Origin of the sequence: Ruegeria marisflavi, assembly GCF_025673445.1 — a bacterium.
Taxonomy (GTDB): Bacteria; Pseudomonadota; Alphaproteobacteria; order Rhodobacterales; family Rhodobacteraceae; genus Ruegeria_B; species Ruegeria_B marisflavi.
On the sequence record NZ_JAOVQN010000008.1, the window covers coordinates 138,670 to 158,319 of the forward strand.

At 64.5% G+C, this 19,650-nt stretch carries 27 protein-coding genes; 23 read left to right on the top strand and 4 right to left on the bottom strand.

Annotated elements, in window-relative coordinates:
* Positions 1–8: 8 nt before the first annotated feature.
* Both rpsR and rpsF read right to left on the bottom strand, forming a co-directional pair.
* The gene (gene rpsR / locus OEZ49_RS09885) at positions 9–236 is read right to left on the bottom strand and encodes a 30S ribosomal protein S18 (protein WP_008328567.1); all 228 of its coding nucleotides are present in this window, start codon (positions 234–236) and stop codon (positions 9–11) included.
* Between the two features lie 23 nt (positions 237–259).
* Positions 260–616 carry a 30S ribosomal protein S6 gene (gene rpsF / locus OEZ49_RS09890; protein WP_093029285.1) on the bottom strand — a complete coding sequence of 119 codons (357 nt, stop codon included), beginning with the start codon at positions 614–616 and terminating at the stop codon, positions 260–262.
* 358 nt (positions 617–974) lie between these two features.
* On the opposite strand from rpsF, the gene OEZ49_RS09895 reads away from it, so the two are divergent.
* Together OEZ49_RS09895 and OEZ49_RS09900 are read left to right on the top strand one after the other, a co-directional pair.
* On the top strand, positions 975–1,421 hold the full coding sequence (locus OEZ49_RS09895) for a hypothetical protein (protein WP_263388147.1): 447 nt from the start codon (positions 975–977) through the stop codon (positions 1,419–1,421).
* A 135-nt stretch (positions 1,422–1,556) separates the two neighbouring features.
* Positions 1,557–2,144, top strand: coding sequence for a YceI family protein (locus tag OEZ49_RS09900; RefSeq protein WP_263388148.1), 588 nt, complete (start codon positions 1,557–1,559; stop codon positions 2,142–2,144).
* Positions 2,145–2,213: 69 nt separating this feature from the next.
* Here OEZ49_RS09900 and OEZ49_RS09905 read toward each other — a convergent pair whose 3' ends face one another.
* A complete protein-coding gene (locus OEZ49_RS09905) occupies positions 2,214–3,437 on the bottom strand; it encodes a cytochrome b/b6 domain-containing protein (RefSeq protein WP_263388149.1) in 1,224 nt (407 codons plus the stop codon).
* A 158-nt stretch (positions 3,438–3,595) separates the two neighbouring features.
* Between OEZ49_RS09905 and fabD the strand changes: the two genes are divergently transcribed.
* The 8 genes from fabD to mltG all read left to right on the top strand — a co-directional run bounded on the left by fabD (position 3,596) and on the right by mltG (position 10,818).
* The gene (fabD, locus tag OEZ49_RS09910) at positions 3,596–4,534 is read left to right on the top strand and encodes an ACP S-malonyltransferase (protein WP_263388150.1); all 939 of its coding nucleotides are present in this window, start codon (positions 3,596–3,598) and stop codon (positions 4,532–4,534) included.
* 57 nt (positions 4,535–4,591) lie between these two features.
* A complete protein-coding gene (fabG, locus tag OEZ49_RS09915; protein ID WP_263388151.1) occupies positions 4,592–5,329 on the top strand; it encodes a 3-oxoacyl-[acyl-carrier-protein] reductase in 738 nt (245 codons plus the stop codon).
* A gap of 212 nt (positions 5,330–5,541) precedes the next feature.
* Positions 5,542–5,775: an acyl carrier protein gene (locus OEZ49_RS09920; RefSeq protein WP_028091986.1), complete on the top strand. Its 234-nt coding sequence runs from the start codon at positions 5,542–5,544 to the stop codon at positions 5,773–5,775.
* Between the two features lie 140 nt (positions 5,776–5,915).
* A complete protein-coding gene (locus OEZ49_RS09925) occupies positions 5,916–6,455 on the top strand; it encodes a GNAT family N-acetyltransferase (protein ID WP_263388152.1) in 540 nt (179 codons plus the stop codon).
* A 107-nt stretch (positions 6,456–6,562) separates the two neighbouring features.
* The gene (locus OEZ49_RS09930) at positions 6,563–7,306 is read left to right on the top strand and encodes a 1-(5-phosphoribosyl)-5-[(5-phosphoribosylamino)methylideneamino]imidazole-4-carboxamide isomerase (protein WP_263388153.1); all 744 of its coding nucleotides are present in this window, start codon (positions 6,563–6,565) and stop codon (positions 7,304–7,306) included.
* Positions 7,307–7,365: 59 nt separating this feature from the next.
* Positions 7,366–8,313, top strand: coding sequence for an arginase family protein (locus OEZ49_RS09935; protein ID WP_263388154.1), 948 nt, complete (start codon positions 7,366–7,368; stop codon positions 8,311–8,313).
* Between the two features lie 85 nt (positions 8,314–8,398).
* Entirely contained in the window at positions 8,399–9,664 is a 1,266-nt protein-coding gene (gene fabF, locus OEZ49_RS09940; RefSeq protein WP_263388156.1) for a beta-ketoacyl-ACP synthase II, read from the top strand.
* Positions 9,664–10,818, top strand: a complete 1,155-nt coding sequence (mltG, locus tag OEZ49_RS09945) for an endolytic transglycosylase MltG (protein WP_263388157.1) — start codon at positions 9,664–9,666, stop codon at positions 10,816–10,818. The genes fabF and mltG overlap by 1 nt, the downstream gene beginning before the upstream one ends.
* A gap of 105 nt (positions 10,819–10,923) precedes the next feature.
* On the opposite strand, the gene OEZ49_RS09950 is transcribed toward mltG, so the two are convergent.
* The gene (locus OEZ49_RS09950) at positions 10,924–11,310 is read right to left on the bottom strand and encodes a metallopeptidase family protein (RefSeq protein ID WP_263388158.1); all 387 of its coding nucleotides are present in this window, start codon (positions 11,308–11,310) and stop codon (positions 10,924–10,926) included.
* Between the two features lie 264 nt (positions 11,311–11,574).
* Between OEZ49_RS09950 and OEZ49_RS09955 the strand changes: the two genes are divergently transcribed.
* From OEZ49_RS09955 to OEZ49_RS10015, 13 genes are all read left to right on the top strand, one after another.
* Positions 11,575–11,919, top strand: a complete 345-nt coding sequence (locus tag OEZ49_RS09955) for a hypothetical protein (protein WP_263388159.1) — start codon at positions 11,575–11,577, stop codon at positions 11,917–11,919.
* Positions 11,828–13,198 carry a DNA-packaging protein gene (locus OEZ49_RS09960; protein ID WP_450103985.1) on the top strand — a complete coding sequence of 457 codons (1,371 nt, stop codon included), beginning with the start codon at positions 11,828–11,830 and terminating at the stop codon, positions 13,196–13,198. The genes OEZ49_RS09955 and OEZ49_RS09960 overlap by 92 nt, the downstream gene beginning before the upstream one ends.
* A gap of 130 nt (positions 13,199–13,328) precedes the next feature.
* Positions 13,329–14,501, top strand: a complete 1,173-nt coding sequence (locus OEZ49_RS09965) for a phage portal protein (RefSeq protein ID WP_263388161.1) — start codon at positions 13,329–13,331, stop codon at positions 14,499–14,501.
* Positions 14,494–14,718, top strand: coding sequence for a GTA head formation protein, RCAP_rcc01685 family (locus tag OEZ49_RS09970; RefSeq protein WP_263388162.1), 225 nt, complete (start codon positions 14,494–14,496; stop codon positions 14,716–14,718). The genes OEZ49_RS09965 and OEZ49_RS09970 overlap by 8 nt, the downstream gene beginning before the upstream one ends.
* Before the next feature lie 28 nt (positions 14,719–14,746).
* The gene (locus OEZ49_RS09975; RefSeq protein ID WP_263388163.1) at positions 14,747–15,304 is read left to right on the top strand and encodes an HK97 family phage prohead protease; all 558 of its coding nucleotides are present in this window, start codon (positions 14,747–14,749) and stop codon (positions 15,302–15,304) included.
* Positions 15,305–15,337: 33 nt separating this feature from the next.
* Positions 15,338–16,516: a phage major capsid protein gene (locus OEZ49_RS09980; protein WP_263388164.1), complete on the top strand. Its 1,179-nt coding sequence runs from the start codon at positions 15,338–15,340 to the stop codon at positions 16,514–16,516.
* A 166-nt stretch (positions 16,517–16,682) separates the two neighbouring features.
* On the top strand, positions 16,683–17,282 hold the full coding sequence (locus tag OEZ49_RS09985) for a head-tail connector protein (RefSeq protein WP_263388165.1): 600 nt from the start codon (positions 16,683–16,685) through the stop codon (positions 17,280–17,282).
* Positions 17,279–17,617, top strand: a complete 339-nt coding sequence (locus OEZ49_RS09990) for a phage head closure protein (protein ID WP_263388166.1) — start codon at positions 17,279–17,281, stop codon at positions 17,615–17,617. The genes OEZ49_RS09985 and OEZ49_RS09990 overlap by 4 nt, the downstream gene beginning before the upstream one ends.
* The gene (locus tag OEZ49_RS09995) at positions 17,614–18,027 is read left to right on the top strand and encodes a DUF3168 domain-containing protein (RefSeq protein WP_263388167.1); all 414 of its coding nucleotides are present in this window, start codon (positions 17,614–17,616) and stop codon (positions 18,025–18,027) included. Before OEZ49_RS09990 ends, OEZ49_RS09995 begins: the two co-directional genes overlap by 4 nt.
* Positions 18,028–18,051: 24 nt before the next feature.
* Positions 18,052–18,465, top strand: a complete 414-nt coding sequence (locus OEZ49_RS10000) for a phage major tail protein, TP901-1 family (protein WP_263388168.1) — start codon at positions 18,052–18,054, stop codon at positions 18,463–18,465.
* Positions 18,466–18,467: 2 nt separating this feature from the next.
* Positions 18,468–18,788, top strand: coding sequence for a gene transfer agent family protein (locus OEZ49_RS10005; protein WP_263388169.1), 321 nt, complete (start codon positions 18,468–18,470; stop codon positions 18,786–18,788).
* A complete protein-coding gene (locus OEZ49_RS10010) occupies positions 18,785–18,994 on the top strand; it encodes a rcc01693 family protein (protein ID WP_164132604.1) in 210 nt (69 codons plus the stop codon). Before OEZ49_RS10005 ends, OEZ49_RS10010 begins: the two co-directional genes overlap by 4 nt.
* Complete coding sequence (locus tag OEZ49_RS10015; RefSeq protein WP_164132603.1) at positions 18,981–19,643, top strand: phage tail tape measure protein; 663 nt, start codon at positions 18,981–18,983, stop codon at positions 19,641–19,643. The genes OEZ49_RS10010 and OEZ49_RS10015 overlap by 14 nt, the downstream gene beginning before the upstream one ends.
* The last annotated feature ends 7 nt before the right edge of the window (positions 19,644–19,650 follow it).

Here is a 19,650-nt window from a genome sequence, read left to right on the forward strand (position 1 = left end):
CTATCTCCTTACTTCACGGCATAGGGCAGCAGGGCGAGGAAGCGGGCACGCTTGATGGCGCGGGCCAGTTCACGCTGCTTCTTTGCCGAAACGGCGGTGATACGCGAGGGCACGATCTTGCCACGCTCGGAAATGTAGCGCTGGAGCAGCTTGGTGTCCTTGTAGTCGATCTTCGGCGCATTATCACCCGAGAAGGGGCAGACTTTGCGGCGGCGGAAAAACGGTTTTGCAGCCATGATTTAGTCTCCTTTTCCCGAGGTTACGCGCGGCGCTCGCGGCGCGGTTCACGCTCGTCGCGCTTCTGCATCTGGACCGAGGGGCCTTCCTCGTGCGCATCAACCTTGATGGTCAGGACGCGCATCACGTCTTCATGCAGGCGCATCAGGCGTTCCATTTCCTGCACGGCGGCCGAGGGGGCATCCGAGCGCAGGAAGGCATAGTGGCCCTTGCGGTTCTTGTTGATCTTGTAGGCCATCGTCTTGACGCCCCAGTACTCGCTGTCGACCAGCTTGCCGCCGTTGTCGGCCAGTACTGCGCCAAAGTGTTCGATGAGGCCTTCGGCCTGCGCGTTGGACAGGTCCTGACGCGCGATCATTACATGCTCGTAGAGAGCCATGTCATCTCCAGTTTCTATCAAGGCGCATTTCATAGGCAGGGCCTTTTGTCCTTTCGCGGCCCTGCCACGAGAGACTGCGCGGTTCATGTCTTCTTGCGAAAGGATGGCCCCATATACACGGTTGTGCGTCAGGGGCAAGACCCCCGACGCCACCGCATCTTTGGGTTGCGTGCCTTGTGTTGCCGCTCAATTACCCCGGGCTCGCCCCATTCCGGTCGCAATGTGAATCGAAGTTTAACCATGCCGAGACAGAGCTCGGCTGTTTTTTGCTCCGGGAGGGCGAAACGAGATGCAAGTGGCTCAACAGACGTTCCGTAACCGGATGCCGTTGCCCTCTTTCGAGGAGTCGGTACCCCTGATGATTACGTTCGCGCCGAACTGGCCGATCAGAACGGTATTCTTCAGGGTGATCGGTACGGCGCTTGTTATCGGTGCGGCTGCCATGTGGCTGTTGCCCGGGTCGGACACCAGCGCGGAAACGGCGCTGATGAAGCTTGGCGTTTCGTTGTTCTTTTTCTTCAGTGGTCTGGCTCTCTTGATGATGCATCATCAGGACAACCAGCCGGACGCCTACTTCGACCCGATCCGTCGGGAACTGCGCGTTCTGCAAAAGAACAACCGGGGGCGGCCACAGACGATCCTACGGCGCAGCTATGACAGCCTGGGCAGCGTCCGTTTCAACGAGCATTATCTTGATGTCAGCGATGTCGATGGAACGATCCTGATGCGGCTTCCGATCGACTCGACTGACATTCGCCATGCGCTTCGCATGCAACTGAGTGGGCTGGTCAATATTTCCGCCTGATTGCCTGATGTTCATTCGCTCACATGTCCTGTGAGCGAATGGCGAGTTGCCCGATTTCCCCGCCTGCCCCATGTCAAAGGCCAAGCCGAATAATGCGTTCGGCCTTGACCCACAATCGCTGACATGGAGCACCGTATGAAATCCTATCTTCTCGCCGCCGCGCTGATCGCGGGTACCGCCACTTCGGTTCTTGCCGCGCCGCAGAAGTATCTGCTGGACGCCAGCCACAGCCAGGTGGTCTTTGCCTATAACCATCTGGGCTTTTCGACCACCACGGGCATGTTCTCGGGTTTCGAAGGCGAGATCATGTTTGACCAGGAAGATCCCGCCGCCTCGACCGTCGCAGTCTCGATGCCGGTCCTTTCGATGTTCACCGGGTGGGAGCAGCGCGAGGCTCACTTCTTCTCCGCTGATTTCTTCGGCGCCAAGGAAGGGGATCTGATCACCTTTGTATCGACGGGCATCGAGGTGACCGGCGACAACACGGCCAAGATCACCGGTGACCTCTCCATGAACGGTGTGACCAAACCGGTGGTTCTGGACGCAAAGCTGAACCAGATGGGCGATCATCCGATGGCCGGCAAGCCCTGGGCGGGGTTTGATGCGACCACCACGATCGTCCGGTCCGAATTCAACCTGGGCATGTTCGCCCCCTATGTCGGAGACGAGGTCGAGGTTCGTATCTCGGTCGAGGCGATGAAGGCAGACGCAAACGACTCGTAAGCGTCGCTTAGCAGGAAAGAAAAGGGCCCGCTCTGCCGGGCCCTTTTGACGTTGGTGACGCTGCTCGACTTACCGGGCGGCCGTCAGGCTCACCGCCACCGTGACCGGAAACTTGAGTGAACTTTCGTCTGGCAAATTGCCGCCGATCCCGAAATCCAGCCGATTGAGCGTGACCGTGCCGCTTACTTTGGCGGTGTTGCCGTCCATATCGAGATCGAAGGGCAGGGTCACATCAACCGTCGTCCCACGCAGGGTGAGCGTCCCTCGGGCGTCGTACCCGACCTCGGTCCGGTAGAGATCGGCCAAGAACTCGGCGGTGGGAAAAACCGAGGCGTCGAAGAAATCCGGGCCCATCGCCTGCGCAGTCACCGAACCCAGCGTCAGCGACCCGATTGCAATGGTAACGGCCACATCACCGGCCGCGCCGGGCGTTTCACGCTCTTCGAACCGGATGGCGGCGGTCCAATCCGCGAAACTTCCGGTCACAGGATTTCCAAGCTGGGTTACGGTAATCTCCAGCGTTCCTTCGGTCACGGTCCAGTCGGATGCGACGCTCTCCAACGGCACGCCTTGTGCGTATCCGCTGCTCTCGCCCCGGTCGAACATGCCCAGCCAGGCGCCGCAACCCAGCGCCGCAGCCCAGATGACGAGCGCTGCGACAAGCGGCGACGTGGATTGAGGATGTGCAGGCGGCTGGGGTGCCGCGTTGCGCCCGGGCAGCATCCGCCGCAGGGTCTCGTCGCGGTCGATGACATGGTGTTTCAGGGCGCCCGCGACATGCAACGCAAGCGAAACCACCAGAACCCATTGCAGCACCTGGTGCAGCCCGGCGGTCACAGCGGCCAGTGCCGCGTCTTTAGGGACCAGTGGCAGGGATTGGCCGAAGGGCCACCAGATCGGAGCAAACCCCTCGGTCGCGGCGTGATGGATCCAGCCGCTGAGGGGCACCAATACCAGTGATCCGTAAAGCAGCCAGTGTACGGTTTCGGCGGCCATCGCCTCGGCCCGTTTGTCGGCGTTGAGCAGCCCGGGTTTGGCTTGGGTAAGCGCCCAGGCAATACGCGCCAACGCTACAAAGAAAACCGTTACCCCCAGCGTCTTATGCAGCGAGAACAGCCAGGTCGCGCGCGCGATGCCTGCCTCGGTGCTGGGAATCGAGGGGTCGGTCACCGCATGGGCCAGATCGTTGGCGATCCATCCAACCAGGATGACGGTGAGAATCAAAAGGGCCGTGAGCCAATGAAAGGTCTTGGTCACACCGCCATAGCTTCGGTCTGTGTTTGAAAGTTGCATCTCATTACCGAATTTCAGGGATAGTCCGAACCTAATTGGTGGCTTGGTCTGAACAATATGCGTGATCGCACAACCCTCGTGTCAGGATGCAGAGCTTGTGCGGGGCGAGCGGGGCGGCTACACCCAGCGTTAACGTTTCAGTGAGCGAAGGGACAGAGATGACGACCGCATTCGTGTTTCCCGGGCAGGGTGCCCAGACCATCGGCATGGGTAAGGCACTGGCCGAAGCCTATCCGGCGGCACAAGCCGTGTTCGACGAGGTGGACGCGGCGCTGGGCGAGAAGCTGAGCGCGCTGATCTGGGAAGGCGACATCGAAACCCTGACGCTGACGCAGAATGCACAACCGGCCCTGATGGCGACCTCGATGGCGGCGATGCGCGCGCTCGAGGCCGAGGGTGTGGCGATCACCCAGGCCGCCTTTGTCGCAGGTCACTCGCTGGGCGAGTATTCGGCGCTGGCCGCCGCCGGGGCGCTGAGTGTCGGCGATACCGCGCGGCTCTTGCGCACCCGTGGGCTGGCAATGCAAAGCGCGGTGCCGGTTGGGCAGGGTGCCATGGCCGCGATCCTGGGTCTCGACCTTGCAGCGGTGCGCGAGGTGGCCGCCGAGGCGGCACAGGGCGAAGTCTGTCAGGCCGCCAATGACAACGATCCGACCCAGGTGGTCGTTTCGGGCGCCAAGGCGGCGGTGGAACGTGCCGCCGAGATTGCCAAGGCCAAAGGCGCCAAGCGTGCCGTAATGCTGCCGGTCAGCGCCCCGTTCCACTGTGCGCTGATGCAGCCCGCCGCCGATGCCATGGCCGAGGCCCTGGCCGGGGTCGAGATCAAGGCCCCAGCGGTGCCCCTGGTGGCTAATGTGCGCGCCGAGGCGGTGAGCGATCCGGACCTGATCCGGCAACTGCTGGTCGAACAGGTCACCGGCTCGGTCCGCTGGCGCGAAAGCGTCGAATACATGGCGGCCCAGGGCGTGACCGAGATCTGGGAGATCGGCGCGGGCAAGGCGCTGTCGGGTATGGTACGCAAGATCAATCGCGAGATCGCCTGCAAACCGGCGGGCACACCTGAAGATGTGCAAAAAATCCTTGCTGGCGACGCCTGAACCCACCTAAACGTGCAGGACCCGACCTGGATGGTCGGGGATAAGAGGAATGTGTCTATGTTTGATCTGACCGGAAAGAATGCCCTGATCACCGGCGCCTCGGGCGGTATCGGCGGCGCCATCGCCCGCGCGCTGCATGCTGCCGGTGCCTCGGTGGCGCTGTCGGGAACCCGGGTCGAGCCGCTTCAGGCGCTGGCCGACGAGCTGGGTGAACGCGCCCATGTGTTGACCTGCAACCTGAGCGACATGGCGGCCGTCGAGGCGCTGCCGAAACAGGCCGCCGAAGTGCTGGGCTCGGTCGACATTCTGGTCAACAATGCCGGCATCACCCGTGACAACCTGTTCATGCGCATGTCGGATGACGAATGGCAAAGTGTGATCGACGTGAACCTGACCGCCACGATGAAACTGTGCAAGGGTGTGCTGCGCGGCATGATGAAGGCGCGCTGGGGCCGGATCGTGAACATCTCGTCTGTGGTGGGCGCCATCGGAAACCCCGGACAGGGCAATTATGCCGCCTCCAAGGCCGGAGTCATCGGAATGTCCAAATCGCTGGCCTATGAGGTCGCCAGCCGGGGAATCACCGTCAACGCGGTGGCGCCGGGTTTTATCACCACGGCGATGACCGACAAGCTGACGGATGACCAGAAATCCGGCCTGTTGGCGCAGGTTCCCGCCGGGCGCATGGGTTCGCCCGAGGAAATCGCGGCCGCGGTCCTGTATCTCGCCAGCCAGGAGGCCGCCTATGTGACCGGTGCCACCTTGCATGTAAACGGCGGTATGGCCATGTTGTGATCGGCGCGGCGGCAAAATGCGAAAGCGTTTGCCAACGCGCGCGTCTGTGTTATAGGCGGCGCATCCTGAAGAGGGCCGGGCGATGGGGTCGGCCTTCTGCTTTCCCGGGAACTCCCCGGAACCTGAACCGCCCGGACAGGGCAAAACCAAGCCACCCCGAGCGGGCAAGGGCAAAAATGGGCCAGTGGGCCCCGTAGGAATGAGGAACTGACATGAGCGACGTCGCAGATCGCGTTAAGAAGATCGTTGTGGAGCACCTGGGTGTCGAAGAAGACAAAGTGACCGAGAACGCCTCGTTCATCGACGACCTGGGCGCGGACAGCCTCGACACCGTCGAGCTGGTCATGGCCTTCGAAGAAGAGTTCGGCATCGAGATCCCGGACGACGCGGCCGAAACCATCCAGACCTTCGGCGACGCAGTCAAGTTCATCACCGAAGCGTCCTGATCTTCGGTTCGAGACCGACAGGTTTCCCAGGCGCCTTCCGGCAGGAAGGCGCCTTTTTCGATTTCGTGACCGGAAAGCGGTTGCCCGAATCCCCGTGCCTTTGCACCCTTGACCCGGGGCAGGCAAAAAAACGGGCGCAAATGATCCGATCTATTCCAATTCTGAATACCGCGCGTTTGCGGCTGGCGGGCATGCGGCCCGAGGATTTCGATCGCTATGCCCGGATGTGGGCCGATCCTGACGTCGTTCAATTCATCGGTGGCAGGCCGAAAACCCGGGGCGAGGCGTGGGATGCGTTCTTGCGTAACGCCGGTCACTGGCAGATGACAGGTTTCGGTCAATGGGGCGTGATCCTGCAAAAGACGCGCGAACTGATCGGGCAGGCAGGCTTTTTCTATACCAGCCGCGATCTGGGCGAGGATTTCGATCCTTATCCCGAGGCGGGGTGGATTCTGTCGCCCGAGATGCAGGGCCAGGGGCTGGGGCGCGAAGCCGTTCAGGCGGCGCATGATTGGTTCGACCGGATCATCCCCGGTCGGCTGGTGGCCATGGTCTCGCCAGAGAATGAACGCTCATTGCGGTTGGCAGGAGCCTTGGGTTATCGCGAGATGCGCCGATCCGAGTTCGGCGGTGATCCGGTTGTTTTGCTCCGCCGGGATGGACCACCTGCCCACAACTGAAACCAAGTGTGTCGCGAAACACTCGCATTTCACCGAATTCAGGTCAGCAAGGTTGGCGAAGCGCTGTGATAAGCTGCATCTCGTTGGCTTTTAGCGGAGGAGCGGCCATGATCATCTACCCGACGATGGAACTGCAAAAAGGTCGTTGCGTCAGCCTCGACCGGGGGCGCCTGGAAACCCCCATGCTCTGGCATGTCGACCCCATCGCGACGGTCGAGCGCTGGGCCAAGGCCGGTGCCGAGTGGATGCACCTGACCGATCTGGACGCGGCCGCGGGTCAACCTGGCAATGACGCGCTGGTAGAAGAGATCATCCGCAAGGCCGAGATCCCGGTACAGCTCGCGGGTGGGATGCGGTCGCGCGAACGGATCGAGCACTGGATCGACAAGGGAGCGGGGCGTATCGTTATCGGCACCCTTGCTGCGCGCGAGCCCGCGATGGTCAAGGATCTCGCCAAGCGTCACCCGGACCAGATAGTTCTGACAGTGGACGTCTGGCAGGGATATGTCATGACCGACGGCTGGCGCAGCCAGAGCGCCTATACCCCCGAGGCCTTCATTGACGCCTATGCCGGGACTCCCTTTGCCGCCATCGTGGTCACCGACATCGACAGCGACGTTGGAGAGGTCGAGGCACGGCTGGGCATGATCGCCCGCGTCGCCGAGCATTCGCGCACGCCGGTCATCGCCAGTGGTGTGGTGCGGACGGTCGACGACATATCCCGCCTGGCTTATGTGCCCAATATCGCCGGGGCGCTGGTTGGCCGGGCGCTGTTCCGCAAGACGGTGGAACTGGACGAGGCGCTGAGGATCGCCAGCGACGCGCACGAACCGGTCGCGCCCTTCCAATAAGGCTTGCCTGTCACTCCGCTATGCGGAACCCTGCGCTGGACTCAACAGCGGAGGGTGTGATGGTCGGGCTGAAGGACATGTTTGGCGGTGGCGGCGCTCCGGGCAGTTTTCTTGGGTTGCCGCGCGCAGAACCCGGGGCGCCAGGGGCAGATATCGTGATCTTTGGCGCAGACTGCGCAACGCCCTACAAATCCGTTGGGCCCTATTGCGCAGAGGGACCTGCGGCCATGCGGGCGGGTAGCGCGGCTTATGCCGGGGACACCGCCAAAGTGAATTTCGACCTTGGCGGGCCGGTCCTGCTGGCTGGCGTTCGGGCCATTGATGCCGGTGATCTGTCCGTGGAGCCGTCCGACCCGGCACACAACCGCGCCCTGATCGAGGCGACGACCCGCGCGGTTCTGTCAACTGGGGCGGTGCCGGTCCTGTTGGGCGGCGACGACTCGCTGCCCATTCCGCTTCTGGCTGCCTATGCGGATCACAGTCCCATCACCATCCTGCAAATCGACGCGCATATCGACTGGCGCGACGAGGTCGAGGGCGAGCGCTGGGGCCTGAGTTCCACGATGCGCCGGGCCAGCGAGATGCCGCATGTGGAGCGGATCATCCAGGTTGGCGCGCGCGGCGTGGGCTCGGCCCGGATGGATGCGCTGAAGGCGGCGCAGGCCTGGGGCGCGCATCTGATCCCGGCGCACGAACTTGACACTGACGGCATCGAACGTGCCTTGGCTCTGATCCCCGAGGACGCGCAGGTGGTGATCTGCTTCGATTGCGATGCGCTCGACCCGTCGATCATGCCGGCCGTGATCGCACCTACGGCGGGTGGGCTGACCTATGCCCAGGCCTTGCGGCTGATCCGAGGCGTCTCGAAAAGGGCCCGTATCGCGGGGTTCGACCTGGTGGAATTCATGCCGTCCAATGACCGGGATGGCGTGGGGGCTGTACTGGCCGCCCAGCTCTTGACAACGGTTCTCGGCTTGATCGGGCGGCAAGTGGCCGCCTCTGGCTGAGCGGCAAAGCACCCTTGCTCTTGCCCAGATGGGGCCGAGCAGGGTAAGAGCGGTTCTCGAACACCAAGAAGGCAAGAGGCAATTCATGCGCAGAGTCGTTGTAACCGGACTGGGACTGATTACTCCATTGGCCAGCGGGGTCGAGGAAACATGGTCCCGCCTCCTGGACGGGCAATCGGGCGCGGGTCCGATTACGCGGTTCGATGCGGTGGCGTCGGGCGTCACCACGACCTATGCCTGCGAGGTGCCGCGTGGCGATGGGAGCCATGGCACTTTCAACCCCGACGACTGGATGCCGCCGAAAGAGCAACGCAAGATCGAGGATTTCATTCTCTATTCCATCGCGGCGGCCGAGTTGGCGTGCAAGGACGCCAACTGGCTGCCCGAGGATGAAGAGGACCGGTTGCGCACCGGCGTTCTGATCGGCTCGGGCATCGGTGGGCTGGGCTCGATCGCCGAAACCGCCAACCTGATCAAGGAAAAGGGGCCCCGCCGAGTGTCGCCCTTCTTTATTCCCGGTGCGCTGATCAACCTGGCCTCGGGCCAGGTGTCGATCCGTCACGGGTTCAAGGGACCAAACCATTCGGTGGTGACCGCCTGTTCGACCGGGGCGCATGCAATCGGTGACGCCAGCCGGATCATCCGGGCCGGTGACGCGGATGTGATGATCGCCGGTGGTGGCGAGGCCTGTATCTGCGAGATCGGTATTGCGGGGTTTAACGCCTGCAAGGCGCTGTCGACCAAATATGCCGACAACCCCAAGGCGGCCAGCCGCCCCTATGACGCCGACCGCGACGGGTTCGTGATGGGCGAGGGCGCGGGCATCGTGGTTCTGGAAGAATATGAGCACGCCAAGGCGCGTGGCGCCAAGATCTATGCCGAGGTGCTGGGCTATGGTATGTCGGGCGACGCCTATCACATCACCGCGCCGTCCGAGACTGGCGACGGGGCGGAACGCTCGATGCGCGCCGCGCTGCGCAGTGCAGGGTTGGAGCCGTCGGATCTGGATTACATCAATGCGCATGGCACTTCGACCATGGCCGACACCATCGAACTGGGCGCGGTGGAGCGGCTGTTGGGCAACCATGCGGCCAATGTCACCATGTCTTCGACCAAGTCGGCCACCGGGCACCTGTTGGGCGCTGCCGGTGCGATCGAGGCGATCTTTTCGATCTTGGCGATCCGGGATCAGGTGGCGCCGCCCACGATCAACCTGGATAATCCCGCGGTTGAAACCCCGGTCGATCTGGCGCCCAACGCTAAGCGCGAGCGCAAGATCGACGTGGCGCTGTCGAACTCCTTCGGTTTTGGCGGCACCAATGCGAGCGTGATCTTCGGAAAGGCCGACTGATGTGGCGTGCTCTCGCCTCGAACATGCTGACCGTTCTGGCGGTTGGCCTGTTCCTGATGGCCGGCGTGATCCTTTGGGGAAAATCGCAATATGTTGCGGAAGGCCCGCTTGAAAACGCGATATGCCTGCAGGTGAAAAGCGGGTCCAACATGACCCGCGTCAGTCGCGACCTTGAGGCCGCCGGTGCCGTGAGCAGCGGGGCGCTGTTCCGGATCGGGGCGCGCTACTCGGAAAAGGCCCCGCAACTGAAGGCGGGCAGCTATCTGGTCAAGGAAGGCGCCTCGATGGAGGGGATCATCGATCAGATCACCCGCGGTGGCGCCAGCACCTGCGGGACCGAGATCGTTTATCGTATTGGTGTCAACAAGTTGCAGGTGGAAGTTCGCGAACTTGACCCGACCACCGAGCAGTTTGTAGAACTGGTGGAGTTCGATCCGTCCGCAGGCGAAACACCGGAGGTCTATGCCGAGAAACGCGACCAGCGGGATACACGGTACCGCTTGGCGCTGGCCGAAGGGGTGACCAGCTGGCAGGTGGTTGAGGGGCTGAAAGCCTGGGACGTGCTGTCGGGCGAGGTTTCGCAACTACCCGCCGAAGGCATGCTGGCACCGGACAGCTATGAGGTTCAACAGGGCGAGAACCGCGATGAGGTTCTTGCAGAAATGCAGGAAAAACAGACCCTTAGAATTAATGCGACCTGGGAGGCACGGCAGGAGGACTTGCCGATCGAGACCCGTGAGGAGTTGCTGATCCTTGCCTCGATCATCGAGAAGGAAACCGGGGTGCCCCAAGAGCGCGGCCAGGTGGCCAGCGTCTTTGTCAACCGTCTGGAGCGTGGCATGCGGCTGCAAACCGATCCGACAGTGATCTACGGCGTCACCAAGGGGCAAGGCGTGCTGGGCCGTGGTCTGCGGCAGAGCGAGCTTCGCAAGGTAACGCCTTGGAATACTTACGTGATTGATGGACTCCCTCCGACCCCGATTGCCAATCCGGGCCTTGCCAGCCTGGAGGCGGCAGCAAACCCGGAGAAGACAAATTTCGTGTTCTTCGTGGCGGATGGGACCGGTGGGCATGCGTTTGCGGAAACGCTTGAAGAGCATAACCGAAACGTGGCCAAGTGGCGCGAGATCGAGGCGCAGCAGCAAGGCAACTAAGAACAGGAACCCCGCCGACACGGCGGGGTTTTGACCGTTTTGTACCGGGGTTCAAGGGCGGATTGACCGTTTTGTACGCCAGTGTGCCACCGATCCCGGTGCCCGTCAGGTCCACCATTCGTCGATCGTGGCGATGTCCTCATCCGACCAGCCAAAGTGATGCGCGAATTCGTGCACGACCACATGCGCGATCAGATCGTCGAGGTCGATATCGGCGCGGTCGCGCCACTCGGCCAGAATCGGTTCGCGGAACAGCCACACTGTGTCGGGCGGGGCCGGAAAATCGTCGATGGATTTTTCGGTCATCGGAATGCCGTCATAAAGACCGGTCAGGTCCAGCGGGTCGTCGATGCCGAGATCGGCGAGCATGTCGGGGTCTGGCCAGTCGGCGATGCGCAGCAGAACGTGCTGCGCGGCGGCGTGAAAGGCGTGGGGCATCGTGTCGACAGTGCGTCGGGCAATGGTTTCGAAATGGCGGAGGTCCGTGTGCATGACTCAGATATGATCAAGGCGGCGCATAATGAAAAGCGGGAAAAGCGCCGCGCAGCGGCGCACCTGCTGAATGATAAGGTTTTGTTAGGTATTACAGTGCGTTAGGTGTTGCGTTGTTGCGTGTATTGCTTGACTCTGCGTGCGGTCTCTCGTATAGGTTGTGACATGCTAGAAGAGGTGGGCAAACGGCCCCGGGGTGACCCGGCGGCCGTTTTTTCGTCTTTCTCGTGCGGAGATCACTCTCGCATGAGGTCACGAGCAAACATGACTTTGATTACCCCGGAGGAGCGGATTTCCCGGACGGCTGAACTGCTTCAGTCCCTGGAGAACTCCATTCGCGATCTGCGCAATGCGGCGGAAGACCTGCAAAAACGGATCCGAACCGGGGAGGAAGGCGATCTTGCCGGTTTCGGCAAGCAGGTGGGTCAGGCCGCGAGCCTGATCCGCGAGTGTCAGAAAGTGGAGGCCAGTTTTGCCGAACAGGTACGAAGGGAAGCGGGCATTGCCCAAGGGGGATATGCGCTCGACCTCGAGCGCGCCCGATCTGAGATCGGGTGCCGTCTTGCTCGCCTGCGAAAGTGCTGCCGAAAGGGAGCGGTTTCTGAGTGAGATCGGGGAGGGAGGGCTGTGCGCCCTCCCTTTTTTATTCGAGTTCTGGGCGATGGAGCATCAGCTGCCGCCCGAGGGCGATTGGCGCGCCTGGGTGATTCTGGGCGGGCGCGGCGCGGGCAAGACACGCGCAGGCGCCGAATGGGTGCGGTCGCAGGTCGAGGGATCGCGGCCCATGGACGAGGGGCGCGCGCGGCGGGTGGCGCTGGTGGGCGAGACCTATGACCAGGTGCGCGACGTGATGGTGTTTGGCGACAGCGGCATATTGCAGTGCTCGCCGCCGGATCGGCGGCCGCAGTGGAAGGCCAGTGAGCGCAAGCTGATCTGGCCCAATGGCGCCGAGGCGCAGGTGTTTTCGGCGCAGGACCCCGAGGCGCTGCGCGGGCCGCAGTTCGAGGCGGCCTGGGTGGATGAGCTGGCCAAGTGGAAAAAGGGCGGCGCGGCCTGGGACATGCTGCAATTCGCGCTGCGGCTGGGAGAGCGGCCGCAGGTCTGCGTGACCACGACACCGCGCAATGTGAAGGTGCTGAAGGACCTGATGGCGGCACCCAGCACGGTGCAGACCCATGCGCCGACCGAGGCGAACCGGGCCAATCTGGCCGAGTCCTTCCTGGAGGAGGTGCGGGCGCGTTATGCCGGAACCCGGCTGGGGCGGCAGGAGCTGGACGGGGTTCTGCTGGCCGATGCCGAGGGGGCGTTGTGGACCGGTACGCTGCTGGAGAAGGCCCGGGGCGGCGCCGCACCGGCGCTCGACCGCGTGGTGGTGGCGCTGGACCCGTCGGTCAGCGGCGGGGCGAGTGCGGATGCCTGTGGCATCGTGGTGGTGGGTGCGCAGATGCAGGGGCCGCCTCAAGACTGGCGCGCCTGGGTGTTGGCGGACCGGACCGTGCAGGGCGCAGGCCCGACCGCCTGGGCGCGGGCAGCGATTGCGGCGATGGACGAATTCGGGGCCGAGCGGCTGGTGGCAGAGGTCAACCAGGGTGGTCAGCTGGTCGAGGAGGTGCTGCGCCAGGTGGACCCGCTGGTGCCGTTCAAGGCAGTGCATGCGGCACGCGGCAAGGTGGCGCGGGCCGAGCCGGTGGCGGCGCTATATGAACAGGGGCGGGTGCGGCATGTGGCGGGTCTGGTGCATCTGGAGGAGCAGATGGGCCAGATGACTGCGCGCGGATACGAGGGGCCGGGATCGCCCGACCGGGTGGACGCGCTGGTCTGGGCGCTGCATGAACTGATGATCGCGCCTGCGGCGGCCTACAGGCGCCCGCGGGTGCGGGTGCTGTGAGTCGCGCGGGCCGTTGCACTAGCTGCGAACGCTCTGTTTTCGGGTCCTGAACAATCTTCGCCGATAACTCTGATCAACGAAGCCACGAGAGCGCATCCGGCGCCGGGGCACAGAGATAGGAGCAAATGTCATGATCTTTGATTTCCTGCGTCGCGGAGCCGGAGCGGAGGCGCCCGAGGTCAAGGCGAGCGCCGCCGGGCCGGTGGTGGCCTGGCACAATGCCGGACGCGTTGCCTGGAGCCCGCGCGACACCGCCTCGCTGACGCGGACGGGGTTTGCGGGCAATCCGGTGGGGTTCCGCTCGGTCAAGCTGATCGCCGAGGCGGCGGCGGCGCTGCCGCTGGTGTTGCAGGATCATTGCCAGCGCTACGAGATCCATCCGATGCTGTCGCTGGTACGCCGTCCGAACGCGGCGCAGGGCCGGGCCGAGCTGATGGAGGCGCTGTTTGGACAGCTCTTGCTGACCGGCAATGCCTATGTCGAGGCGGTCGCAGGCGAAGGCGGGCTGCCGCTGGAGTTGCATGTGCTGCGCTCGGACCGGATGAGCGTGGTGCCGGGCACGGATGGCTGGCCGGTGGCCTATACCTATACCGTGGGGGCCAAAACGCATCGGTTCGATGCAGATTCCATCTGCCATATCAAGGCGTTTCATCCACAGGACGACCATTACGGGTTTTCGCCGATGCAGGCGGCGGCGATGGCGGTGGATGTGCATAACGCGGCCTCGCGCTGGTCGAAATCGCTCTTGGACAATGCTGCGCGGCCCTCGGGCGCGCTGGTATGGAAGGGGTCGGACGGTCAGGGCGTGATGGCCGAGGACCAGTTTCGACGCCTGTCCGACGAGATCGAGGCGAATTTCCAGGGTGCGCGCAATGCCGGCCGGCCGATGGTGCTGGAGGGTGGGCTCGACTGGAAGCCGATGGGCTTCTCGCCCTCGGACATGGAGTTTCAGAAGACCAAGGAAGCCGCCGCCCGCGAGATCGCGCTGGCCTTTGGCGTGCCGCCGATGCTGTTGGGCATCCAGGGCGACGCGACCTATTCGAACTACCAGGAGGCAAACCGGGCGTTCTATCGCCTGACCGTGCTGCCGCTGGTGACGCGGGTGGCGGCAAGTCTGTCGGAGTGGCTGTCGGGGTTCGCGGGCGAGGCGCTGGCGCTGAAACCAGACTTGGATCAGGTACCGGCGCTGGCCGCCGAGCGCGATGCGCAATGGGCGCGGGTAACGGCGGCGGATTTCCTGTCACCGGCGGAGAAGCGGGCGATCCTGGGTCTGCCGCCGCTGGCGGAGGGTGCCGATGGCTGAGGGGCCGGGCTATGCGCCGTTTGACTGCGCGCCGGGGCTGCGGCTGGAGGCGCATGAGCGGGTCTCGGCTCTGCAACACGAGCATCTGTGCCGCCGGCTGGACCAACTGGACGAGGTGCTGGAGCGGCTGGAGCGGCGGCTGTGGCTGACGGTTTACGGTGTCGCGGGTGCCATCCTGGCCCAGGTGTTCCAATCGTTTCTGGTAGTGACACCCTGAGATTTCAGAGGATTACAAGGAGTAGTTCATGGATATGAATACGGGGCTGGAGCACAAGTTCGCCCGTTTTGGCGAGGGGCTGACGGTCAGCGAGGATGCGGTGATTGAGGGCTATGCCAGCCTGTTCGGGCAAACCGATCAGGGCGGTGACAATGTGCAGGCGGGGGCCTATGCCGCCTCGCTGAAGGCGTTGGAGGCCGGTGGCCAGCGGGTCAAGATGCTGTGGCAGCACGACCCGTCGCAACCCATAGGGGTCTGGGACGAGGTGCGCGAGGACGCGCGTGGGCTCTGGGTCAAGGGCCGGTTGCTGGAAAGCACCCAGAAGGGGCGCGAGGCAGCGGCACTAATCCGGGCCGGGGCGCTGGACGGGCTGTCGATCGGCTATCGCACCCGGAGAGCCATAAAAAATGACAAGGGCCAGCGGCTCTTGACCGAACTGGAGCTGTGGGAAGTGTCGCTGGTGACCTTTCCCATGCTGCCCAGTGCCCGGGTCGCGGCCAAGGGGACATCCCCCGAGGATGCGCAGACCTGGCGCAGCATTGCCGAGCTGTTCGACAGCGCCCGGCAGGAACTGGCGCGAAGGTAAGCGCGCCGCAACCCACCCAGAAAGGACGTGCCGATGAGCAAGACCGATGTCCCGGCCTTGGCCGGAGAGGGTGTGCCCCTGGTTCAGGAGGTGAAGCGGGCGATGGCTGGCTTCGTGAGTGAATTCAAGGGGTTTCAGACCGAACTTGAAACCAAACTGCAACAGACGGAAGAGCGACTGACCATGCTGGATCGTAAATCTCAACTCGCGGCGCGTCCGCATCTGGCCACCTCTCATGACGAGGGCGCGCCGCATCAGAAGGCGTTTGACGCCTACCTGCGTTCGGGCGACGATGACGCGCTGCGCGGGCTGGTTCTGGAAGGTAAGGCGATGTCGACCGCGATCAACAGCGATGGCGGTTTCCTGGTCGACCCGCAGACCGCCGAGCGCATCAAGGCGGTGCTGCATTCGACCGCCTCGATCCGGTCGATTGCCTCGGTGGTCAATGTGCAGGCGAATTCGTTCGACGTGCTGATCGACCATACCGATATCGGCGCGGGTTGGGCGGATGAGACCGCGGCGGCCACCGAGACCGGGACGCCGTCGATCGACCGGATCTCGATCCCGCTGCACGAGCTGAGCGCGCTGCCCAAGGCGAGCCAGCGCCTGCTGGACGACAGCGCCTTTGACATCGAGGGCTGGCTGGCGAACCGGATCGCCGACAAGTTCGCGCGCGCCGAGGCCGACAGTTTCATCAATGGCGACGGGGTGAACAAGCCGCGCGGTTTCCTGAATCATCCGGCGGTCGAGAATGACAGCTGGGCCTGGGGCAATCTGGGCTATGTCGCCTCGGGCGTGGCCGGGGGGGTCGATGCCGACGATGTGGTCGACCTGGTCTATGCGCTGGGGGCGCAGTACCGGGCCAACGGGGCGTTCGTGATGAACTCGAAGACCGCCGGTGTGATCCGCAAGCTGAAGGATGCCGATGGCCGTTTCCTGTGGTCGGACGGTCTGGCGGCGGGAGAGCCCGCGCGGCTGATGGGCTATCCGGTGGTGATTGCCGAGGACATGCCGGATCCGGCGACCGACAGCTACTCCATCGCGTTTGGCGATTTCAGCGCGGGCTATACCGTGGCCGAGCGCCCCGACCTGCGGGTGCTTCGTGACCCGTTCAGCGCCAAGCCGCATGTGCTGTTCTACGCGACCAAGCGCGTGGGCGGCGATGTGAGCGACTTTGCCGCGATCAAGCTGCTGAAATTCGGCGTCGCCTGAGCGTAGCCGGGTCCGGGGCCGGGTAACCGGCCCCGGATGCGGGCGCGCGCCGGTTTTCCTGGCGTTGTCTAGCTGCTCCCCCTCCGTCCGAGCAACGCGAGGCGGCGCGGGCCCGCATGACCAGAGACGAAAGGCCCGGAGGGGCCCGAGCTTGCGGAGTGAATTGATGATGTTGATCGAAGAGACAGCCGTTCCCGACGCCGCGCTGCCGGTGGCCGAGTTCAAGGCGCATTTGCGGTTGGGCACCGGGTTTGCCGAGGATGACGTTCAGGACGGGGTGCTGAACGGGTTCTTGCGGGCGGCGATTGCAGCGATCGAGGCGCGGACGGGCAAGGTTCTGATTTCCCGCCAGTTTTCGTGGACGGTATATGGCTGGCCCGACCAGACGGGCGAGGTTCTGCCGGTGGCACCGGTGCAGTCGGTGGTCTCGGTGACGCTGCGCGATGCGGGCGGCGGCGAGACGGTGCTGGCTGGCGCGGCCTATCGGCTGGAGCGTGACAGCCAGCGGCCCCGGCTGCGCCCGGCGGGCGCGCTGTTGCCGACGGTGCCCACGGGGAGCGCGGCAGAGATCGTTCTGCTGGCGGGCATGGCGCCCGACTGGGGCGGGTTGCCTGCAGACCTGGGACAGGCGGTGCTGCTGCTGGCGGCGCATTACTATGAATACCGGCATGAGACCGCACTGGGCGACGGCTGCATGCCGTTTGGGGTGACCAGCCTGATCCAGCGCTATCGGACGGTGCGGTTTGGCTCGGGAGTGGTGCAATGAAGGCGCCGCATCTGAACCGGCGCCTGGTGCTGGAGGCGCCCGCGCGGGTGGCCGATGGCGCGGGTGGGTTCTCCGAGAGCTGGAATGTGCTGGGCACGCTCTGGGCCGAGGTGAATGCGCGCAGCGGCGCCGAGCGGTTCGAGGCGGGGGCGTCCCGCTCGCGCGTGGCCTACCGGATCACGGTGCGCGCGGCGCCCCAGGGATCGAGCATGCGGCCTGCGCCCGAGCAGCGGCTGACCGATGGCGCGCGGGTCTTTGTCATCCGCGCGGTGGCTGAACACGACCCGGCGGGTCGGTTTCTGACCTGTTTTGCGGATGAGGAGGTGGCGGCATGAGTTACGGCATGGCGGCGGCGTTGCAGGCGGCGGTGTATCAGCACCTGCTGGCCGATCCCGGAGTGGCGGCTCTGGTGGGGACGGATATCTACGATGCCCTGCCGGCAGGGACGGTGCCGCCGACCTATGTGCTGCTGGGCCCGGAGGAGGCGCGCGACGCCTCGGACCGCGAGAGCGGCGGGGCCGAGCACCGGTTCACTGTCTCGGTGATGTCCGAGGCCGCCGGTTTCGCCGGGACCAAGGCTGTGGCGGCGGCGGTGAGCGATGCGCTGGAGAATGCGGCGCTGGCGTTGGCGCGCGGGCGGCTGGTGGGGCTGTGGTTCGAGCGGGCCTCGGCCCGGCGGACCGGAACGGGGGGCGCGGTTCGGCAGATCGACCTGCGGTTTCGCGCCCGCGTCGAAGACAATTGATCAACCTGAACGTGGAGTAACATCATGGGTGCCCAGAACGGCAAGGACCTGCTGGTCAAAGTGGATATGAACGGCACGGGCCAGTTCGAAACCATCGCGGGGCTGCGTGCGACCCGCGTGAGCTTTAACGCTGAGAGCGTGGATGTCACCAGCCTGGAGAGCCAGGGTGGCTGGCGCGAGCAGCTGTCGGGCGCGGGGGTCAAGTCGGCCTCGATCTCGGGCTCGGGCGTGTTCAAGGATGCTGGCACCGACGAGCGGGCGCGGCAGCTGTTCTTTGACGGCGAGACGCCCGATTTCCAGGTGATCATCCCCGATTTCGGCATTGTCAAAGGTCCGTTCCAGGTGACCGGCATCGACTATGCGGGCAGCCACAATGGCGAGGCGACCTATGAGGTGAGCCTGGCCAGCGCCGGTGCCCTGAGCTTTACCGCGATCTGATCATGGCCAATCCGTGGACGGGAGAGGTGGCCCTGGTCATCGACGGGCAGCGGCGGGTGCTGAAGCTGACGCTGGGTGCGTTGGCCGAGCTGGAGGCCGAGCTGGAGAGCGGCTCGCTGGTGGAACTGGTGCAGCGGTTCGAGGGCGGGGCGTTTTCCAGCCGCGACGTGCTGGCGCTGGTGGTCGCGGGGTTGCGCGGTGGCGGGGCCGAGGTGACGCGGGCGAGCCTGCTGCGCGCCGAGATCGCGGGCGGCCCGATGGCGGCGGCGCGGGCGGCGGCAGAGCTGCTGGCGCGTGCCTTCATGTTGCCGGGCGAGTCATGAGCGGGTTCGACTGGCCCGCGCTGATGCGGGCTGGGATGCTGGGGCTGCGGCTGACGCCCGAGGCGTTCTGGCGGCTGACCCCGGCCGAGTTGCGGCTGATGCTGGGGCAGGGTGCGGGCGCCGCGCCGATGAACCGGGCCGGGCTGGACGCCTTACTGGCGGCCTGGCCGGACAAGAGTGAAGGAGAGGATCATGGCGGAGACTGACGGGTTTTCCGAATTGCAGGCCACCGGCGAGAGCCTGGGGGATACGCTGGGCGATGCCGCCGTGATGGCGGCGGGGTTCGATGCCGAGCTGCGCCGGGTGCGGACATCGCTGGGCCAGACCGGACAGGATGTGCAGACGCTGGAGCGGGGGCTGTCCAAGGGGCTCAGGCGGGCGTTCGACGGTGTGGTGCTGGACGGTATGAAGCTGTCGGACGCGCTGGACACCATCGCGCGGTCGATGATCCAGACCACCTATTCCGCGGCGATCAAACCGGTGACCGATCATTTCGGCGGGCTGATCGCGGATGGGGTCGGGTCGCTGGTTCAGGGGCTGTTGCCCTTTGCCCAGGGTGGCTCGTTCAGCCAGGGGCGGGTGATGCCCTTTGCCAGCGGTGGCGTGGTCAGCGGGCCGGTGGCCTTTCCCATGCGCGGCGGTATGGGATTGATGGGCGAGGCGGGGCCGGAGGCGATCATGCCGCTGGCGCGCGGCGCCGATGGCAAGCTGGGCGTGCGCAACAGTGGCGGCGGCCGGGCGGTGAACGTGGTGATGAATATCACCACCCCCGATGTGCAGGGGTTTCGCCGCAGCCAGGGCCAGATCGCGGCCCAGATGGGCCGAGCCCTGGGGCGTGGCAACCGCAATCGCTGAGGAAGGG